Below are 19,501 nucleotides of genomic sequence, written 5' to 3' on the forward strand. Positions count from 1 at the left end.
TTTACTTTTTAGCCTTAAATACATTAATGAACAAAGAACCTTCTATAGCTGATTTATTGCAAAGCAAAAACAATAGCTTTGAGATGTTATATAAAAATTATAAAAATGAATTTATAGGGTTTGCCAGAAAATTTTCACTTAATGACGATGAGATTATAGATATTTACCAAGAAACGTTTTTAAGCTTTTATGAAAACTTATTAAATGGAAAACTGACTGAATTTACAAGCAGTATAAAAACCTATCTTTTCAGTATTGGTAAATTTAAAATCTATGAATACCTAAGAGCGAATTCAAAATTAAAAATTATTGATGTGCCCATAAATGAAGGTATAACGATTGAGAACTTCAGTTTAGAAAAAGAGATATTATCTGAACAAGAACAACTTGTAAAAAAGAATTTTAAAAAGCTTGGCAAACAATGTCAACTCATTTTAGAACTATTTTATCTTAAAGGAAAAACATTACAAGATATAAAGGTGATTGAAAATTACGATAAAACAGATGTTGTAAAAAGTTTAAAATCGAGATGTTTAAAAAAATTAAGACAACTCGTAAAAGCATAGCATGAAGAACGAAGAATTAATAGCACTTTATTTTGAAGGCAAACTCAACACAAGCGAAAAAGCGCGTTTTGAAGATTTGCTGCAAAACGATGCCAACTTTAAAGCTCAGGTTACTTTGGAAGAAGAGGTTAAAACTGCCATTATATCTACAAAAAAAGACGACCTGCGCCAAAGATTACAACAGCTTGAACAACCAAAAAAGAAATCTAAATATTATATTATAGCTATTGCAGCATCAATTGTAATAGCATTTGGTGTTTTTGGTTTACTACAATCTAAAGAAACACTCTCTAATCAGGAATTATACGCTCAGTATTATGAGCCTTATAGTAATATTATTGCACCTGCTTCACGCGGCGATGAGTTAAAAGACGAAAAATCAAAGGCTTTTAGATATTATGATACTAAAGACTACAAGACAGCTCTAGATAAGTTTAATAGTCTTTACGATACGACCCAAGAATCTTATTATTTATTTTACCAGGGTGTTTGCGAATTAGAGCTTAGTAATACTCAAAATGCTATAGCTATATTTAAATCACATCAAAACTATACAGATAAACTATTCACACAATCTAATTGGTATTTGGCATTGGCCTACCTTAAAGCCAATAATACCAAAGACGCCAAAGTTTTACTAAAAACAATTAGTATCGAAAAGTCTTATAACTACAAGGCTGCTCAACATATTCTTAAAAATCTCAAATAAATAAGTTTACCTTTTTATAAAGTTATCATTAATAGAAAAATAACCTATTGATGAATCAACTTATTATGAAAATTAACAATTTATTATTTAGCTTACTTATTGTACTACTCACTTTTAGCTGTAGTAATGATGATAACATTAATACAACCGAACCAGAAGCTACAATAAAACTAAAAAAGATCACAAAAACTTATGCAAATTTAACTCATTCTTACGAGGCAACTTACCTCGATGATGGTAAAATTGAAGCTATATTTTATAATGGCACGTTTATAAACTTTATTTACAATGACCAATCCTTATTAGCGGAGTATCAGGGTAATAATTATACTTACAATATTTCTGGACAGTTAGTAAAAATATCTCGTTTACAAGGTTTTAGGACCATAGAATATGACAATTCAGGACGTATTATAAGAGAGATTACAGACTATCCAGAAGGCACCTTCTTTCCTCAATCCCCTGCAATTAATGGAGAAATAATTTACACCTATAACGATTTTAATCAGTTGGTAGGACTTACCATAACTGACCATATTAATAATACAATTAGAAAAGCAGAATTTAATTATAATTCACAAAATCAATTAACAAGGAGTAAAAGATTTGAATCTATCGATGGTGTTTCTTTTTTCCTTCGGGAACAACGTGACATTTTATACGATTCATCTAAAAATCCACTGCGTTTAATGCAGAAAAGTATAGGCGTAAATTCTGATATTACATTTACTGATGCATTAGTTGATTTTAATACTAATCCAGAAATAACACATTTTCATCTGGATAATAATTATAGATTTTCTAGTATGCAATACATACCAGAATACAACATAAAAAATATGAGCTTAAAGGAATATAACATATATGGAATTGAAACTTTCAACATTTCACAATCTCTTGCTTATACGTTGAATAATAACGAATATCCAGTAGCTGCTGAGCTTACTGCCACTGCAAATGATGGCACAATATTCAATATGTCAATCACCTGGGAATACCTCACATATTAAACCAATAAAAACTATAAATCAATTAAAATGAAAAAAACATTATTTATTTTGGGCTTATTTACAATTACTATTTTCAATTGTAGTAAAGATGATGACAGCAATAGTGGTAATATAGAAGATACTTATGCAGATTTATCTAATATTTCTGGTGATGAAGGTAGCCGAATTGAGGTTACCCAAAACAATGAAGACCTGGTTTACACAGGCCAAAACGTGCTGGGTTGGGGTACTAGTACCTTATTAAATCAAAATTATTCCAAAGACTTACGTTTACTCAACGAAGGTTTTGAAACTCTAGAAATTAGAATGTCCATACCTAGTAATCTTGACTTTGTAGAATCTGCCGTAAATACGCATGGTTTAAGTGGAACAACTTTACTATTACAAGATACCCAAGATTTGGATAGCGTTATTGTAGAAATGTATACGATTCAGAACCAAGAACGAGAACAGTTTTTTGGCACATTGGAAATTAGAAGAAATGTATCTTACCTTAATGATGTACTGGATATGGTAGGTACTTTTGAGATTACTAGAAACGGACAAACCATTAAAGGGCTATTTTGGAAAAAAGAGGTTGCCAACTGGTAACTAAATTCTACTTAATATACAAAACGTCTTAATTAGTATTAAGGCGTTTTTTTATTACCAAAAACAACAATGTCAGGATTGACATTCCAATTATAATGTATAACCAATAATTCGGACTATTTGCAATAGCTGATGTATCACCAGTTAAAACAAAACCCGCCCAATAATAGGGGTGTTTCAAGTTGACGTCCTCTGCCGTTTCCAGATAATATTGTTTGGCTTTCTTCAAAGCCTGACTTTTTGTTTCTCCTTGCCTTAGATATTCATAAAACCTTTTCATTATTATTGAGGTTTCCTTATCAGGAACGCGCCACAAACTAGTTACAGTTGCTTTACTACCTGCATACTGAAATGCTCTCGAAAAACTCATGACACCCTCGATAGGATCAATTCTACCATAACCTGTATTACAGGCACTCAGAGTAATCAACTCTGCATTTAGATTCAAATTATATATAGAGTTTAAGTCAAGATGATTATCATTATTATTATTTCCTGCGAACAACAATTTAGAATTATACTCATTATTTTCATCAACAAAGGCGTGCATTGCTAAGTGTAATTCAGAATAGTTAGGTGCCGTATTGATGAATTCTTTTTTTGTAGCGTTATTGCCCTTATATAAATGCCCATCAAATAACGAAGTTATATAAGAAGCTTCCTCTCTAGCAAAAGGCAAATCATAAGTACCATTGCTTCTTTCAATAGACATAATATACTCATTTCTATTTTCATCGGTTACAGTATAATTAGGGGAATATGATGCCAAAAGCCTGCTGGTTGAATCGTCTTTCTTATGATTAATTAATTTCAATGAGGTGTTATAGCTTAGTGTCATCGCTTTTTCCAAATCTCTATTTATTAATAGCTCTAACGGTACAAAAGCTATTTTTCCATCTGGTATTATCGTAACATTAGATTGATCTAAATTTTCAATAACAGGATCTAAAGCTGAAATAATCGTCTTGTAGTCTTCTTCAAAATCTTGTATGGTACTCATCGATTTTGTAAAACTAGAAATAGCCTTATCTATTTTTTTACTGTTTCCTAAGTTTAAAAACTTAGTTTCAGTTTTGGTAATCAGAAAGGCATATAAGTTTTCATAATCGTAAAATCTGACAATGACATCTTCTTCCAATAAAATAGATTTTAAATCTGAGACATGAAATGCAAAAGCATTATTCAAATCTCGATATAATGGATTACCCTTTAGTTCAAGTAAAACATCACTTTTTTTATTTTTTAGATCTTGAAAAGATTGTTTTAGGGAGTCCTTGTTCTTTTCTGATTTTGAAATATCAGATTTTAGATCTGAAAGTTTTATTTCAATGATATTTAAACTGTCCAAAATTTTCTGAATTTCAATAGGATATTCATAAATAATATTATTAATCCTATTTTTAATCGTGAGTTGTGAGGTTAAATTTTGCTCAACAATTTCTAAAACCTCATCATTTGAATCTTTATCAATAAAACTTTGGTTTATTGCAATAGTACGTAGTAGGTTTTTATTAATGTTATCAATTAGATTTTCTTCTAATAGATTATTATTAAATTTAGATTTATTAACATCTACCAAAATGGCAGCCAAAAGAGCTAGTTTATAAGCTTTATAAGCAAGAACTTCTTCGTTTGATGTGTTTATATTATTCAAGATTATATTACTCAACTCAATAGCAGTTTGTGCAGTATGAATGCTGCCATATAGATTATTTTTAAAATCTTCATCCACACCGCTTATAGCTTTTATGTCATAAATCGAAATTCTCTGTAAAAATCTCTGAACAACATCTTCAACTGCCTCTAAGTTGTTGTTAAGAAATGAAAATCTCATTTTATGGAGTAAATTTTTATTTAGAAAATCTGTCTTTTTAAAGTCTTTTGCAAGACTATATTGAGAATCAATATAATAAGGAATAGAGTCTAAGTTTTGCTCATTTAAAAATCTTGAAATCTTCAAATCCTGAGCATATAGCATAAAAACAGTATCTTTTTTGACGTTAGATTGACTTAAAGTTTTCAGTGTATTGATAACTCTATTTAAATCTTCATCATTTATACTTTCATTTTCTAAATTTAAACTTGAAATCCTATACAATAAGGAGGCATAGAACGTATTCTTAAATGGGTTTTCGTTTTCAATTTTTTTGTAGATAATTTCTGCGTTTCTATAACTTTCATTTAGCCCTTCAAAATCCTTGTTCTCTTTTTGTATTTTAGATTCTAAATCAATTATCATCAATTGATCAATATAATTATCTGCTGGTATAATACTTTTCCAATATTCGATGTGTTCTTTTGCTTTTTCAAAATTACCGAGCTCAATAGACACATCAGCCAAATTACTTAAGGCGTAAGGCAAAAATTCTAAAGCTTGTTTAGAGGTTTCTTTCTTATTTAAATACCGTTCAAAATCATCTATCGAGGCTCTTAAAATTTCACCATTCTCTAAATCTTGAGCTGTTATAATTAATTGTCTATAATTTACTATCTGAGTAACTTTAAGTTGGCTTTCCAAAGTATCAGCTATTTTTTCATTTAATAAGGAGTCTATTAATTTTTGAAGTGGCCTAAGACTTTCTGAGATTGCAGCGTAAGGCTTTCCAACATCTATCAATGAATAAGCTAGGTTAGACATAGCAATAGATAACTTCTGAAAGTTTTTATTTTTGTGTTTTTTGTAACGTTTTATAAATTCTCTATTGTAGATGATATTTTTGTTAGGTTGCTGATTTCTGTAGGTATATACGTCAAAATAGCTGTATATATTAGCTAAGTCTTGAGCTGATGGACTTTTAATAACATTAAATACCGTTAATGCACTATCCAATAATTGGCCTGTTTTTTCATCAAACTCACCATTTTTAATTCTGCTAATTGCAGAATTTAGTATGCGATTACTTTTAACAAGATTAAGACTATCACTCACATTAAATTTGGAAGTTGAGTCATTATTTTTATTATTGGACTCTAGCTTAGATGTATCTTTACAAGAAGTCCATAATATTAAGAAAATGAAAAGAAAATGCCTTATATTAATGTTCATAACGAAGAAATATTCATCACTCTAAAGATAAAATTATATCTGTTATTTAGTTTATTAATACCATTTAAAATAAAATAAATCCTTATGTATGATACCTTAATAATTGGTGGCGGAGCGGCAGGTTTATCTTGTGCTTTAGTCTTGGGTTCAGCAAGAGACAAGGAATTTGCTAGGAACAAATCTATTGCTATTATTACGCATCAAAAAACATCACATCTTCAAAATGCTTTATTTAACAATGTTTTGGGATTACAGCCTGGTACTTTGGGTTCTAATATTCTCAAAGAAGGAAAAGCACAACTAGCAAATCTTTATCCTCATATTTTCCAAATTGAAAAAGAAAAGGTAACAAGAATTGCAAAAGCTAGTGAAGGCTTTATTGTCAACACTAATAAAAATAGTTACCGCTCTAAAATCGTCGTAATTGCCGTTGGATATACAAGTTTAATGACCATAAAAGGGTTAGAAAATTATATAGAGCCACATCCAAGAGCTGCAATTGAAAAAGATAGAATTTGGTTGAAAAACACCAATCATCTTATTGAAGAAAATCTATATGTTGCTGGAACGTTAGCAGGCTGGCGCAGTCAGTTTTCAATGGCTTGCGGCAGCGGATCGCATGTGGCAACGGATATTTTAACGCTTTGGAACGATGGTAAACATACTAAAGTGCACGATAAGATTATATAAATATTACTCTTTGTAACTAGGATACTCAGTACTTAGAAGAATCACCTCCTGTACCATAATATCTTCCTTATTTATAATTTCTTCAAAGGCATTATCGTCAAATAACTGAAGCGCAAGGGTCGCTTTTATCAGAAGCCTGATCTCATCATTATACGCAACGAAGGTAATGTTGGTGCGTTCTTGTTTATTTATATAGTCCTGAAAACGCACAACGATATCATCACTAACTTCAAAATTATTAATGAAATCATATTTAGTGACATTCTCATATACACTCCTATTTTTATCCAATTCTTCAAAAACAAAATAACCAAAATGACCTCTTCGTCGAAGGTAATTTATGGTTTCATTGTCAAACAACCGATCGACTGGAACAAAAACATCTGGAATGATGCCTCCTCCTCCATAGACCACTTTTCCCTTTGGTGTTGTAAATTTTAGCGAATCATCTACCACTATACTTTCTTCATCTGCCAATTCCCCAGTTCTTAAACGTTTGTAATAATCGTCGTAATAACTGTCGCTGTCACCATTAACATAAGGTCGTTGAATGGAACGACCTGTTGGTGTATAGTACCTGGAAACTGTAAGCCGGACTGCACTACCATCGCCTAATGCCATTTCGCGCTGTACCAATCCTTTACCATAAGAGCGTCTCCCGACTATAATACCTTTGTCATTATCCTGAAGCGCGCCTGCAATAACTTCACTTGCTGATGCTGAGTTTTCATTAATGAGAATATAAATTTCGCCCTCTTCAAAATCACCTCGTCTGGTTGCATAAGTGCGTTCTTCCTTTCCTTTTTTATCTCTAGTAAACAAGATGAGCTTATCATCTTCTAAAAATTCGTCTGCAATTTGCTCTGCAATACCCAAAAATCCGCCAGGATTATCTCTTAAATCCAAGGCTAATTTTGTCGCCCCAAAATCTTTGAGTTCTTCTAAAGCCTCTTTAAATTCCATAAAAGTAGATTCCGCAAAACGATTCATTTTAATGTATCCCAAATCGTCAGTTAACATATAGGCCGCATCTACACTCTTAATGGGAATCTCTTTGCGCTTCACGTCAAACTCCAACAATTCGTCCTCACCTTTTCTAAAAACGGTCAATTTTACGGTACTATTCTTTTTACCTCTAAGTTTTTTACCTAATAACTCGTTATCAATTTTTCGGCCGTAAAGTGTGTCTCCATCTGCATATAGTATACGGTCACCACCCATAATTCCTGCACTTTCACTTGGACCACCTTCTGTCGGTTTCACTACGGCAATACTATCTCTATAAGGATAAAAATTCACACCAATACCCACAAAATTACCTTTCATATTTTCAGTAATTCGCTCTAAATCTTCCTTGGGAATGTAGGAGGAATGTGGATCAAGATTATTTAGAATACCGTTAACGGTAACATCCACAATACTATCGGTGTTTACCTCTTCTACGTATTCGTAATCTATATAATCTATTAAACGGTTGAGTTTATCCTTTTTGCTGTTGGTAGAAAAAAGATTGTCTGAAGTATCTGTAAAGTTCAATCGTCCACCAATAACCACACCTGCTGCAATCGCAATTCCTATAATAAGCGGTATGTATTTGTTTTTTGTTGCCATAATATTTCCCATGATCCCGCAGCATCGGGAGGAATCTTATTCTATATCTTCAATTAGTTCTAGTTCTATTCCTGCCTTTGCCAAAAATTGTAATCCAGAATCATCTTTATAACCTTGCTGGTACACCACACGTATTATTCCTGCCTGATGAATCAGTTTACTACATTCCTTGCATGGCGACAGTGTAATATATAAGGTCGCCCCTTTACAAGATTGTGTTGAAGATGCCACTTTTAAAATCGCATTGGCTTCGGCATGTAACACATACCATTTGGTATAGCCTTCGTCATCCTCACAATAATTCTCAAAACCTGTTGGTGTACCGTTGTAGCCATCAGAAATTATCATTCTATCCTTCACAATAAGTGCGCCAACTTGTTTGCGTTTGCAATGGGATAATTTTCCCCATTCTTTGGCAATGCGTAAATAAGCTTTATCGTAACGTAGTTGTTTTTTGTCTGGCATTAATTCTTATTCTAGTACAAGTTTACTTAGTAGTAACGAATATAAACGCTTCGTATTTTATAACCAATTTACTAGCCGTTAAAGTTTTACCAAACTTTAGCCATTACTCAGTAAATCACTTCCTATAATCATCGGGATCACTAAACCGATGACGATGGATGAACATACCAAAGCCCAATCACGACGGGAAACTCTGAAAACCGTTTGGCATAGAAAACCAATAAACAAAACGATAAATACAATGATGATTTGAGCTATTTCAATCCCTAGTGCGAACTCGATTAAAAGTTCCAATTTATTTTCAGACTGACCAGCAAACATTTTAAATTCCCTTGCAAAACCCAATCCATGTACGAGTCCAAAAAATAAGGTTGTAAAAAATAAGACACCTACTTTATTACTTTGCGTCTTTCTACTCGCCGTAAACAAATTATAAATAGCCGCCACTAAAATCGTAATTGGAATAAGAAACTCAACCAATTTACTATTGACCTTTACAATACCGTAAGACGCTAAAATCAAAGATAATGTATGCCCTAAGGTAAACATGGTAACAAGCAAAAGCACGCGTTTCCATCCTTTAAAAACATAAGGCACAGCTAAAACCATTAGGAAAAGCACATGGTCGTAGCCGTTGATATCTAAAACATGGTTCATGCCATATTGTACATTAAACCAGAAATTATCTAACATAATTAATTCATTTGGGATGTGTCAAAGTTACAATTAAAAGACCATACGCCTCTGTTAAAATAAAGTGAATAAAATTTGCTTATTACTGATTTCTTTCGGAATATTGTACTTCATAAAGTTCAAATAACGTATTGAAATGTTATCAAGAAAGGCAGAGGGATTAGACCCAATGAAGCCTTAGCAACCCTTAAACTTATTAAGAAGGTGCTAAATTCTACGTAATTACCGATTCATTTATCGTGTGATTGGATAGATAACCCAACGTAATTACACAACAGTAATTCAAATTCTTTTTAGCATTTTACTATAAACCATATCCATAAGGATTTGGTATTTTGATTTGTTAAAAAATAAAAATGAACTCAAAACACATAGAAACACAAGCCATACGAACGCAAATTGATCGAACGCAATTCTTAGAACACTCTAGTCCGTTGTATCTAACTTCAAGTTATGTTTTTGAAGATGCTGAAGATATGCGTGCTTCTTTTGCAGATGAAAAAGAACGCAACATTTACAGTAGGTATTCCAATCCAAATACGTCCGAGTTTGTCGAAAAAGTATGTTTAATGGAAGGTGCTGAACGTGGTTATGCCTTTGCCTCTGGGATGTCAGCCGTGTTTTCAACATTTGCCGCTCTATTGAGTTCGGAAGACCATATCCTATCTTGTCGTAGCATTTTTGGTTCAACTCAAACCTTATTCAATAACATTTTACCGAAGTGGAATATTTCTACTAGCTATTTCAAAATTGATGAATTAGACAACATCGAAAGTCTCATTCAGCCCAACACCAAAGTTATTTATGCCGAGAGCCCCACAAATCCAGCTGTTGATATTTTAGACTTAAAACGGTTAGGAGATTTGGCGAAAAAACATAATATCCTTTTTATTGTGGACAATTGTTTTGCCACACCATATTTACAGCAACCTATAAAATTTGGTGCCGATTTGGTCATTCATTCTGCTACTAAATTAATGGACGGCCAAGGACGCGTTTTGGGAGGCGTCACTGTTGGCTCTGCCAATTTAATCCAGAAAATTTATCTGTTTTCGAGAAATACTGGTCCTGCATTATCACCGTTTAATGCTTGGGTGTTATCTAAAAGTTTGGAAACATTGCCCGTTAGAGTGGATAGGCATTGTGATAGTGCTTTAAAAGTGGCCGAATTTTTAGAGTCTCATGATAACGTGAATTTTGTAAAATATCCATTTTTAAAATCGCATCCACAATACGAATTAGCCAAACAGCAAATGAAGTTAGGCGGAAGCATTGTGGCTTTTGAAGTTAAAGGTGGTATTGAAGCTGGTCGGAAATTTCTAAATTCCATAAAATTGTTATCACTCTCTGCAAATTTAGGCGATACCAGAAGTATAGTGACGCATCCAGCATCTACAACGCACGCTAAATTAAACGAAGATGTACGTTTAGAAACAGGAATTACTGGTGGATTGATTAGGGTTTCCATCGGATTGGAACATCCTGAGGATATTATAAACGATTTAAAACAAGCCTTAGAAAACTAACGTCCGTTCGAGTGATTTTATTCTCCGAATGCTTTCGGGAGAATAAAATTGTATCGAGAACAATTTATAACTATGAGTAAAATAAAAGAAGTATTACAAAAACGAATCTTAGTCCTCGATGGCGCTATGGGAACCATGCTTCAGCAATATAATTTCACTGAAGAAGATTTTAGAGGCGAGCGTTTTAAAGATTATCCTTCATCCTTAAAAGGAAACAACGATTTATTGTCCTTAACGCAGCCCAAAGCCATTGCAGAAATCCATGCCAAATATTTTGAAGCTGGAGCAGACATCGTGGAAACCAACACCTTTTCTGGTACGACCATCGCCATGGCAGACTACGAAATGGAAGATTTGGTTTACGAATTGAATTTAGAATCTGCCAAAATCGCTAAACAAGTTGCCGATAAATTCACAAAAGCTAATCCGGAAAAACCACGCTTTGTAGCAGGAAGTATTGGACCCACCAATAAAACCGCGAGTTTATCACCTGACGTTAACCGACCAGAATACAGAGCAATAACGTTTAACGAATTACGAATGGCCTACAAGCAACAAGTTGAAGCGTTAATTAATGGAGGTGTCGATATGCTTTTAGTGGAAACCATTTTTGATACCCTCAATGCAAAAGCTGCTTTATTTGCCATTGAAGAAGTTAAGGAAGAGCGTAACATTGATATTCCTATTATGGTTTCGGGAACCATTACTGATGCTTCAGGTAGAACCTTATCTGGACAAACGGTTGAAGCTTTTTTAACGTCAATTTCGCATATTCCGTTATTAAGTGTTGGTTTTAATTGCGCACTTGGTGCTCAACAATTGAAACCTTATTTACAACGTTTATCTAACGAAACTGAATTTTTTACCTCAGCACATCCAAATGCAGGTTTACCCAATGCATTTGGGGAATACGATGAATCACCAAAACAAATGCAACAGTATATTGAAGACTATTTAAAGGATGGTATCATCAATATCATTGGTGGTTGTTGTGGCACAAGTCCTGATCATATCAAAGCGATTGCTGATGTGGCGAAAAAATACAAACCGAGAAAAATGGTTATTGGTGTTTAGTTGATAGTTGTTGGTTGAAATAAACATTAATAAAAAAAATCAATAAAGATGAATTATACAGAATTAGATGTTTGGATAAAATCAAGAGAATTAGTAAAATCAGTTTATTTAATAGGTAATTTATTTCCTAAAGACGAACTGTTTTCGCTAACCAATCAAGTAAGGCGATGTTCGGTTTCAGTACCATCGAATATTGCAGAAGGCCTTGGACGACAATACAATAAAGAGACAATTCAATTTTTATATATTTCTCGAGGTTCATTATACGAACTAGAAACACAACTTTATTTAGCCTTCGATTTAGATTATATTTCTAATAAACAATTAGAAACGATTCTAGAACAAGTTACTTCTTGCAAAAAATTACTCAACGGATTCATAAAATATTTCAAATCGAAAAATTGATATGAGTACATCTATCAACAAACAACAAACAACAAACAACCCTAAGTATTTAACCCTTTCCGGTCTTGAACCTTTAGTGGTAACACCAGAAAGTAATTTTATTAATGTTGGAGAACGTACTAATGTGACCGGTTCACGTAAGTTTTTACGCTTGATAAAAGAGGAAAAGTATGACGAAGCCTTAGAAGTGGCAAGAGATCAAGTCGATGGCGGTGCACAGATTCTAGATGTCAATATGGATGAAGGTATGCTCGATGGCGTCCATGCCATGACCACATTCCTAAATCTTATTGCTTCAGAACCAGATATTTCTCGAATCCCTTTAATGATCGATAGTTCAAAATGGGAAATCATTGAAGCCGGATTGCAAGTCGCACAAGGAAAATGTGTGGTTAATTCCATAAGTTTAAAAGAAGGCGAAGCCGAATTTAAGCGTCAAGCTAAATTGGTTAAACGCTATGGTGCAGCCGTCATTGTTATGGCTTTTGATGAAGACGGTCAAGCAGATAATTACGACAGGCGTATAGAAATCTGCAAACGCTCCTATCATATTTTAGTTAACGAACTCAACTTCCCTCCACAAGATATTATTTTCGATCCCAATATTTTTCCCGTAGCCACAGGCATGGACGAACATCGTAGAAATGCCATCGACTTTTTTGAAGCTACCAAATGGATTCGCGAGAATTTGCCTTATGCCAACGTTTCAGGTGGTGTGAGTAATGTGTCGTTTTCTTTTAGAGGCAATAATGTGGTGCGTGAAGCCATGCATTCATCGTTTTTATATCATGCCATAAAAAATGGGATGAACATGGGTATTGTAAATCCGACGATGCTTGAAATTTATGACGAAATAGACAAAGATTTATTAGAACTCGTTGAAGATGTGCTATTCGATAGAAACGATGATGCCACAGAACGCTTATTGGATTTTGCAGAAGAACTTAAGGCAAAAGGTTCAACCTCTACAAGCAAAGATGCGGCAGTGCAGGAATGGCGGAACGAACCTTTACAGGATAGAATCACGCATGCCTTAGTGAAAGGTATCGATGCCTTTATCATTGAAGATGTTGAAGAAGCCCGATTAGCTTCAAATAAACCCATTGAAGTCATCGAAGGGCACTTAATGATTGGTATGAATGTGGTCGGCGATTTATTCGGCAGTGGAAAAATGTTTTTGCCACAAGTGGTGAAATCTGCTCGTGTGATGAAAAAAGCCGTTGCCTATTTGCAGCCTTTTATTGAAGCCGAAAAAGATGGGAAACAAGAATTTGCAGGCAGAATTTTAATGGCCACCGTAAAAGGTGATGTTCACGATATTGGCAAGAACATTGTAAGTGTGGTTTTAGGTTGTAACAATTACGAAATTATTGACCTTGGTGTGATGGTGCCACCAGAAAAAATTATTGAAACTGCCATTAAAGAAAAAGTAGATATTATCGGTCTCAGTGGCTTAATTACACCGTCACTCGATGAAATGGTGTATGTTTCTAAAGCCCTTGAAAAGCAAAACATAGACATTCCATTGATCATTGGTGGAGCCACCACCTCTAGAGCACATTCGGCTGTGAAGATTGCACCACATTATAGCAATACCGTAGTTCATATTAACGATGCCTCAAGAGCTGTAACCGTGGTTGGCGATTTGCTAAAAAAAGATAGTAAAATTTATAAAGAACAGATTCGAGAAGACTATGATGCGTTTAGGGAACAATTCTTAAAACGTACCAAGAAAAAAGAATATTTGACGATTGCTGAAGCTCGAAAAAATAAATTCAAAATTGATTGGGATACTTCTGAACTCGTGAAACCAAAACATTTAGGCATTCAGATTTTAGAAGATTTTGACCTTACCAAACTTGAAGATTTTATCGATTGGTCGCCATTTTTTAGAAGTTGGGATTTACATGGAAAATATCCTGATATTTTAAACGATGAAGTGGTTGGAGAACAAGCTACAGAATTATTCGCTGACGCCAAAGTATTGTTGAAACGTATTTTCGATGAAAAATTGCTAAAAGCGAAAGGTATTTTCGGATTATTTCCTACAAATACTGTAAATGATGATATTGAACTAGACGTATCCGAATGTCATGCTGAGGGTGATTCGGCATCTGTAAAAGAAGAAAGGTACAAATTCTTAACCCTTCGTCAGCAATCCAAAAAAGCCCAGGGCAAACCAAACATAGCCTTAGCCGATTTCATTGCACCGAAAGCAACAGGAAAACAAGATTATATGGGTTGTTTTTGCGTATCCACAGGATTTGGAACCGCAGAATTAGCGTCAAAATTTGAAGCCGATCACGATGATTATAATTCCATAATGATTAAAGCATTGGCGGATCGTTTAGCCGAAGCCTTTGCAGAATATTTACACAAAGACGTAAGAACAAAGCACTGGAGTTACGCTAAAAATGAGAACTTATCTAATGACGATCTCATAAAAGAAAGTTATAAAGGTATCAGGCCAGCACCAGGCTATCCAGCATGTCCGGACCATCTAGAAAAGAAAACTATTTGGAAAATTTTAAAGGTTGAAGAAAACATAGGAGTCAAGCTTACTGAGAGTTTAGCGATGTGGCCAGCTGCAAGTGTAAGTGGTTATTATTTTGGTCATCCTGAAGCCAGATATTTTGGATTGGGAAAAATTAAAGAAGATCAAGTTGCGGATTATGCTAAAAGAAGAGGTATTTCAAATGAAGAGGCGACAAAATGGTTGAGTCCTAATATCGCAGACTAGTGCGTTAGCGATTGCAGTGGCATCCTTTTTAGAGGCACGAGAAAAAGATATAACGGAAAGCGCGACCCTTGTGGTAACGCCAAAATAAATAAAAAAATGTCCCTTTTGAAGTTAAAGGGAGTTTTAAAGAGATACCCACTTGCGTGGGCAATATTATGAAAGTAACAGAACACATAAAAAACGCTAACGGAAAAACCTTATTTTCCTTTGAAATAATTCCACCAAAAAAGGGAAATAGTATTCAGCAATTATATAATAATATTGATCCTTTAATGGAATTCAATCCTCCTTTTATAGATGTCACAACTTCTAGAGAAGAATATCTTTATATTAAAAAAGATGGGCTTTTGGATCGAAAAATCACACGGATGCGACCAGGAACTGTTGGTATTTGTGCAGCTATAAAGCATAAATATGATATAGATACGGTTCCACATGTGTTGTGTGGAGGATTTACCAAGGAAGAAACCGAATATCTGCTCGTCGATTGCCATTATTTAGGGATTGAAAATGTGATGGCTTTGCGTGGTGATGCCATGAAGCATCAACAATATTTTGAAGCTTGTGATGGTGGTCACCAATTTGCAAAAGGTTTGGTTAGTCAGATTCAAAACTTGAACAAAGGGAAATATTTACACGACGTGCTCGAAGCCGATGATAAATCTGATTTTTGTATTGGTGTCGCTGGTTATCCTGAAAAACATATAGAAGCGCCTTCCCTAAAAACCGATTTAAAACGCCTAAAGGAAAAGGTGGATGCAGGAGCGGATTACGTGGTAACCCAAATGTTTTTTGACAATAAAAAGTTTTTTGAATTTGTAGAAGCCGCAAAACAAGAAGGAATTAATGTACCTATTATTCCCGGTATAAAACCTATTGCGGTGAAGCGTCACTTGCAGTTGTTACCTCAAGTTTTTAAGATAGATTTACCGCAAGATTTGATTGAAAGTATTGAAAACTGTAAAACAAATCAAGACGTGAGACAGGTTGGTATTGAATGGGCCATTGAACAATCCAAAGAATTACAAAAAGCGGGTGTACCTGTGCTCCATTACTACTCAATGGGAAAAAGCGATAATGTAAAAGCTATTGCTTCTGCGTTGTTTTAAAATACACTTTGAAGTTTTAAAAAGACAAGTTAAGAGGTATAAATATAATGCAATGTTATAAATTCAATGTCTATATTTGTTAGGGCTTTAGTTTCTGAGCGCCCCTGACAATACTATTTACCTCGAACAAAATTCGCAACATGAATACCCTAAATAAAGCATCCCGATTACTTCTAATCATTTTATCAATATCCTGCTTCAATTGTAAAAATGACACCAATAAAAAGCCAACTGAAAAAAGCAGTCCAATAGTTACGAAGACTACAAATCATGAGCTTCTAATTGAAAAGCCTGAAAACATAAATATTCCTGAAGGCATGGTTTGGGTAAAAGGCAAAACATTTACACAAGGTGCTAAACCAAGCGATCAATTTGCTATGATGCGCGAAAAACCGGCACACCAAGTTACGGTTGATGGCTTTTTTATCGATGTCACCGAAGTTACCAATAAAGAATTTAAAGCTTTTGTTGATGCTACAGATTATGTCACTGTTGCGGAACGACCAATAGATTGGGAAGAAATGAAAAAGAAACTTCCTGAAGGCACTCCAAAACCACACGACTCCATTATGCAACCGGGAAGTTTAATTTTTAATAAAGACATGAATGCAGTTGCGAATATGGACAATTACAGCCAGTGGTGGACCTGGAAAATCGGTGCCAATTGGAAACAACCCGAAGGCCCAAACAGCTCTATTGAAGGACAAGATAATTTTCCAGTTGTCCACATTGCTTTAGAAGATGCCAAAGCATATTGCAAATGGGCAAACAGACGCTTACCAACCGAAGCCGAATGGGAATCTGCAGCCCAAGGTACGGCAACCGATAATATATTTACTTGGGGAAACGATCCTGAAATTCTAATCGATAAAGCTAATACATGGCAAGGCACATTTCCTGTTAAAAATGAAAGTGTCGATGGTTTTGAATTGATTGCTCCAGTAAAATCATACGAACCTAATAGTATTGGAATTTATGATATGATGGGTAATGTATGGGAACTGACTAGTGATCTTTTTAATGTGAATTATTATAAAGACATTGACACGTCAGAGCCACTGATTAATCCGCAAGGTGCAAAAACAGCTTATAGCCCATCGAATCCGTATCAGGCAGAGCGTGTTATAAAAGGGGGTTCTTTTTTATGCCATGCGTCGTATTGCGCTAGTTTTAGGATTTCCGCTCGTATGGGAATGAGTCCAGATTCAGGATCTGACCATACTGGTTTTAGAACTGTTGCTACGGTTAAGATGCTTCAGGATTAACAACGTGAGTTGAAAAATTCTGATTCTCGATACAAATTTTACGCATTCTCAATCGTAAATTTTTATCTAAAACCTATCCTCCAATAGTAATCATACTCCTATTTTTAGAGTGTTTTTTTGGGTCATTGAAAGATTCAAAACTATCCATGCCTCCGCGTACTGGTAATTTTTTATAAATTGCTTTGGCTATATAATTTTCAATGGATTCTTGATTTCTTAAAGCGGTCAGTATATCTGTTTCGTTATTTGAAAACAGACAATTTTTAATTTTTCCATTGGCTGTTAAACGAATTCTATTGCAACCATCACAAAACGGATTGCTCACAGAACTAATGATTCCGAATTCGCCTTTGTAACCAATAATTTTATAATCCCTCGACGTGAAATTTTGTTCATTCTGCAATTTTATGAGTTGATTCGCTCCAAAATAATGTGTTGTTTGTTCCAGAATTTCATGTTGGGTCACCAATTTGGATTTGTTCCAGTTATTACCATCAAAGGGCATAAACTCTATAAACCGGATTGAAATCGGTAAGTCTTTTGTAAGCTTAATAAAATCAGTAATTTCATTATCATTAAATCCTTTTATCAGCACAACATTCAATTTGACTTTAAAACCATTTTCAATGAGTAAATGGATATTATTATAGGCCTTTGTAAATTGATCTCGTCTGGTTATGTGATTGAATTTTTCTTCATTTAAAGTGTCTAAACTCACATTGATGTTGTTTAATCCATAAGTCTTAAAATCGTCTAGAAATCTATCCACCAAAATACCATTGGTTGTAATGGAAAGCGTGGTATTTAAAGTGGATAAGCGTTCTAAAATTTCTGAAAAATCTTTTCTTACAAGCGGTTCTCCACCTGTTAACCTAATTTTATCGACGCCATTTGCAACAAACACTTTTGCGATATTATAAATTTCATCTGCATTCATTAAATGTTGTCTTGGTGATAGTTGCACACCTTCAGAAGGCATACAATAGGTACAACGCAAATTGCATTTTTCGGTCAAAGAAATCCTGAGATAGTTGTGTTTTCTACCCAAAGTATCGGTTAAAATGTTGTCTTGTTGTTGCATTATTAATGTTGTTGCCCTTTTAATATCTTGAACACATGTGTTAAGTGCGGAAAAACAGCGTCCATGGATTCTTTTGCACCATTAGTGGAACCTGGTAATGCCAATATGAGGCAATCTCCAATCGTACCAGCAACACTTCTAGATAACATGGCATAAGGCATTCGCTCTTGTCCGTAAGTTCTAATGGCTTCTTCCACACCAGGAATTCTTCGTTCTAAAATGGGTTCTAAAGCTTCAGGTGTAACGTCTCTAAATGACAAACCGGTTCCTCCTGTAAATATGACCAGATTAGACGTTTCTGAATAAGAAATGGCTTTATTACGTATGTCTTCTATTTCATCAGGAATAATATCATAATTACTAATCTCTATATGGCTTTGCTTTAATTTTTCAATAATTGCTTTTCCTGCTTTATCTTCCTTTTTACCTTCGGAAATAGAATCGGAGCACACAATAACACTCGCTTTTAATTGCGAACGATGCTTCGTTTTAAAACTGCTTTTGCCTCCACTTTTTTCTACCAATCTTATGTTTCCGATTTCAATTTGTTTGTCAATAGGCTTTAACATATCGTACATGGTCAATGCCACCACTGAAGCACCATGCATGGCCTCCACCTCAACGCCTGTTTTATAAATGGTTTTTATGGTCAAGCTGATTTTCACAGTTAAACCTTCAATCTTATATGAAATAGCGGTAAATTCGATCGGTAACGGATGGCAATCTGGAATCACATTATGTGTGGTTTTTACGGCAAATAATCCAGCGGTTTTTGCCATTTCGAACACATTGCCTTTAGGCACAGTATTGTTGTTGAGTGCATCAATGGTTTCCTGTTTACTCACTTTCACAGTAGCTTCAGCCGTAGCAACCCGTAATGTTTTAATTTTATGTGTGATATCTACCATAACTCATACGTT

The 19,501-nt window shown here is 34.3% G+C and carries 17 protein-coding genes and 1 riboswitch; of the genes, 11 read left to right on the forward strand and 6 right to left on the reverse strand.

What is annotated here, in order from left to right:
- Positions 1-26: 26 nt before the first annotated feature.
- From HM987_RS16830 to HM987_RS16845, 4 genes are all read left to right on the forward strand, one after another.
- Positions 27-566 (forward strand): RNA polymerase sigma factor, encoded by a 540-nt coding sequence (locus HM987_RS16830; RefSeq protein WP_179009182.1) that lies wholly within the window; start codon positions 27-29, stop codon positions 564-566.
- Between the two features lies 1 nt (position 567).
- Positions 568-1,275 (forward strand): tetratricopeptide repeat protein, encoded by a 708-nt coding sequence (locus HM987_RS16835; protein WP_179009183.1) that lies wholly within the window; start codon positions 568-570, stop codon positions 1,273-1,275.
- Between the two features lie 65 nt (positions 1,276-1,340).
- Positions 1,341-2,285: a hypothetical protein gene (locus HM987_RS16840; RefSeq protein WP_179009184.1), complete on the forward strand. Its 945-nt coding sequence runs from the start codon at positions 1,341-1,343 to the stop codon at positions 2,283-2,285.
- A gap of 27 nt (positions 2,286-2,312) precedes the next feature.
- Positions 2,313-2,876 carry a hypothetical protein gene (locus tag HM987_RS16845; protein WP_179009185.1) on the forward strand — a complete coding sequence of 188 codons (564 nt, stop codon included), beginning with the start codon at positions 2,313-2,315 and terminating at the stop codon, positions 2,874-2,876.
- 28 nt (positions 2,877-2,904) lie between these two features.
- Here HM987_RS16845 and HM987_RS16850 read toward each other — a convergent pair whose 3' ends face one another.
- A complete protein-coding gene (locus HM987_RS16850) occupies positions 2,905-5,922 on the reverse strand; it encodes a CHAT domain-containing protein (RefSeq protein WP_179009186.1) in 3,018 nt (1,005 codons plus the stop codon).
- A gap of 84 nt (positions 5,923-6,006) precedes the next feature.
- On the opposite strand from HM987_RS16850, the gene HM987_RS16855 reads away from it, so the two are divergent.
- A complete protein-coding gene (locus tag HM987_RS16855) occupies positions 6,007-6,612 on the forward strand; it encodes an FAD-dependent oxidoreductase (protein WP_179009187.1) in 606 nt (201 codons plus the stop codon).
- 3 nt (positions 6,613-6,615) lie between these two features.
- Here the strand turns inward: HM987_RS16855 and HM987_RS16860 are convergent, their stop codons facing one another.
- The 3 genes from HM987_RS16860 to HM987_RS16870 all read right to left on the reverse strand — a co-directional run bounded on the left by HM987_RS16860 (position 6,616) and on the right by HM987_RS16870 (position 9,381).
- The gene (locus tag HM987_RS16860; protein WP_179009188.1) at positions 6,616-8,223 is read right to left on the reverse strand and encodes a S41 family peptidase; all 1,608 of its coding nucleotides are present in this window, start codon (positions 8,221-8,223) and stop codon (positions 6,616-6,618) included.
- A 36-nt stretch (positions 8,224-8,259) separates the two neighbouring features.
- Positions 8,260-8,688: a deoxycytidylate deaminase gene (locus HM987_RS16865; protein WP_179009189.1), complete on the reverse strand. Its 429-nt coding sequence runs from the start codon at positions 8,686-8,688 to the stop codon at positions 8,260-8,262.
- A gap of 96 nt (positions 8,689-8,784) precedes the next feature.
- Entirely contained in the window at positions 8,785-9,381 is a 597-nt protein-coding gene (locus HM987_RS16870; RefSeq protein WP_179009190.1) for a HupE/UreJ family protein, read from the reverse strand.
- A 136-nt stretch (positions 9,382-9,517) separates the two neighbouring features.
- Positions 9,518-9,641: riboswitch (SAM riboswitch) on the forward strand.
- A gap of 96 nt (positions 9,642-9,737) precedes the next feature.
- On the opposite strand from HM987_RS16870, the gene HM987_RS16875 reads away from it, so the two are divergent.
- The 6 genes from HM987_RS16875 to HM987_RS16900 all read left to right on the forward strand — a co-directional run bounded on the left by HM987_RS16875 (position 9,738) and on the right by HM987_RS16900 (position 17,500).
- The gene (locus HM987_RS16875) at positions 9,738-10,907 is read left to right on the forward strand and encodes a trans-sulfuration enzyme family protein (protein WP_179009191.1); all 1,170 of its coding nucleotides are present in this window, start codon (positions 9,738-9,740) and stop codon (positions 10,905-10,907) included.
- Positions 10,908-10,979: 72 nt separating this feature from the next.
- A complete protein-coding gene (locus HM987_RS16880) occupies positions 10,980-11,981 on the forward strand; it encodes a homocysteine S-methyltransferase family protein (RefSeq protein ID WP_179009192.1) in 1,002 nt (333 codons plus the stop codon).
- Positions 11,982-12,029: 48 nt separating this feature from the next.
- Positions 12,030-12,386: a four helix bundle protein gene (locus HM987_RS16885; RefSeq protein WP_179009193.1), complete on the forward strand. Its 357-nt coding sequence runs from the start codon at positions 12,030-12,032 to the stop codon at positions 12,384-12,386.
- A 1-nt stretch (position 12,387) separates the two neighbouring features.
- The gene (gene metH / locus HM987_RS16890; protein ID WP_179009194.1) at positions 12,388-15,126 is read left to right on the forward strand and encodes a methionine synthase; all 2,739 of its coding nucleotides are present in this window, start codon (positions 12,388-12,390) and stop codon (positions 15,124-15,126) included.
- A 155-nt stretch (positions 15,127-15,281) separates the two neighbouring features.
- The gene (gene metF, locus HM987_RS16895; protein WP_179009195.1) at positions 15,282-16,235 is read left to right on the forward strand and encodes a methylenetetrahydrofolate reductase [NAD(P)H]; all 954 of its coding nucleotides are present in this window, start codon (positions 15,282-15,284) and stop codon (positions 16,233-16,235) included.
- A 140-nt stretch (positions 16,236-16,375) separates the two neighbouring features.
- Positions 16,376-17,500 (forward strand): formylglycine-generating enzyme family protein, encoded by a 1,125-nt coding sequence (locus HM987_RS16900; RefSeq protein WP_179009196.1) that lies wholly within the window; start codon positions 16,376-16,378, stop codon positions 17,498-17,500.
- Positions 17,501-17,573: 73 nt separating this feature from the next.
- Here HM987_RS16900 and moaA read toward each other — a convergent pair whose 3' ends face one another.
- The gene (gene moaA / locus HM987_RS16905) at positions 17,574-18,581 is read right to left on the reverse strand and encodes a GTP 3',8-cyclase MoaA (RefSeq protein ID WP_179009197.1); all 1,008 of its coding nucleotides are present in this window, start codon (positions 18,579-18,581) and stop codon (positions 17,574-17,576) included.
- Positions 18,582-18,583: 2 nt separating this feature from the next.
- On the reverse strand, positions 18,584-19,489 hold the full coding sequence (moaCB, locus tag HM987_RS16910) for a bifunctional molybdenum cofactor biosynthesis protein MoaC/MoaB (protein WP_179009198.1): 906 nt from the start codon (positions 19,487-19,489) through the stop codon (positions 18,584-18,586).
- Positions 19,490-19,501: the final 12 nt, after the last annotated feature.

The sequence above is a fragment of the Winogradskyella forsetii genome (genome assembly GCF_013394595.1).
GTDB classification, from domain to species: domain Bacteria; phylum Bacteroidota; class Bacteroidia; order Flavobacteriales; family Flavobacteriaceae; genus Winogradskyella; species Winogradskyella forsetii.

Bases quoted from the DNA above. Each gene is read 5' to 3' on its own strand.
- HM987_RS16885 (WP_179009193.1), top strand. From the start codon at position 12,030: ATGAATTATACAGAATTAGATGTTTGGATAAAATCAAGAGAATTAGTA.
- HM987_RS16840 (WP_179009184.1), top strand. From the start codon at position 1,341: ATGAAAATTAACAATTTATTATTTAGCTTACTTATTGTACTACTCACT.
- HM987_RS16875 (WP_179009191.1), top strand. From the start codon at position 9,738: ATGAACTCAAAACACATAGAAACACAAGCCATACGAACGCAAATTGAT.
- HM987_RS16860 (WP_179009188.1), bottom strand. From the start codon at position 8,223: ATGGCAACAAAAAACAAATACATACCGCTTATTATAGGAATTGCGATT.
- HM987_RS16855 (WP_179009187.1), top strand. From the start codon at position 6,007: ATGTATGATACCTTAATAATTGGTGGCGGAGCGGCAGGTTTATCTTGT.
- HM987_RS16870 (WP_179009190.1), bottom strand. From the start codon at position 9,381: ATGTTAGATAATTTCTGGTTTAATGTACAATATGGCATGAACCATGTT.
- HM987_RS16900 (WP_179009196.1), top strand. From the start codon at position 16,376: ATGAATACCCTAAATAAAGCATCCCGATTACTTCTAATCATTTTATCA.
- moaCB (WP_179009198.1), bottom strand. From the start codon at position 19,489: ATGGTAGATATCACACATAAAATTAAAACATTACGGGTTGCTACGGCT.
- HM987_RS16830 (WP_179009182.1), top strand. From the start codon at position 27: ATGAACAAAGAACCTTCTATAGCTGATTTATTGCAAAGCAAAAACAAT.
- metF (WP_179009195.1), top strand. From the start codon at position 15,282: ATGAAAGTAACAGAACACATAAAAAACGCTAACGGAAAAACCTTATTT.
- moaA (WP_179009197.1), bottom strand. From the start codon at position 18,581: ATGCAACAACAAGACAACATTTTAACCGATACTTTGGGTAGAAAACAC.
- HM987_RS16880 (WP_179009192.1), top strand. From the start codon at position 10,980: ATGAGTAAAATAAAAGAAGTATTACAAAAACGAATCTTAGTCCTCGAT.
- HM987_RS16850 (WP_179009186.1), bottom strand. From the start codon at position 5,922: ATGAACATTAATATAAGGCATTTTCTTTTCATTTTCTTAATATTATGG.
- metH (WP_179009194.1), top strand. From the start codon at position 12,388: ATGAGTACATCTATCAACAAACAACAAACAACAAACAACCCTAAGTAT.
- HM987_RS16845 (WP_179009185.1), top strand. From the start codon at position 2,313: ATGAAAAAAACATTATTTATTTTGGGCTTATTTACAATTACTATTTTC.
- HM987_RS16835 (WP_179009183.1), top strand. From the start codon at position 568: ATGAAGAACGAAGAATTAATAGCACTTTATTTTGAAGGCAAACTCAAC.
- HM987_RS16865 (WP_179009189.1), bottom strand. From the start codon at position 8,688: ATGCCAGACAAAAAACAACTACGTTACGATAAAGCTTATTTACGCATT.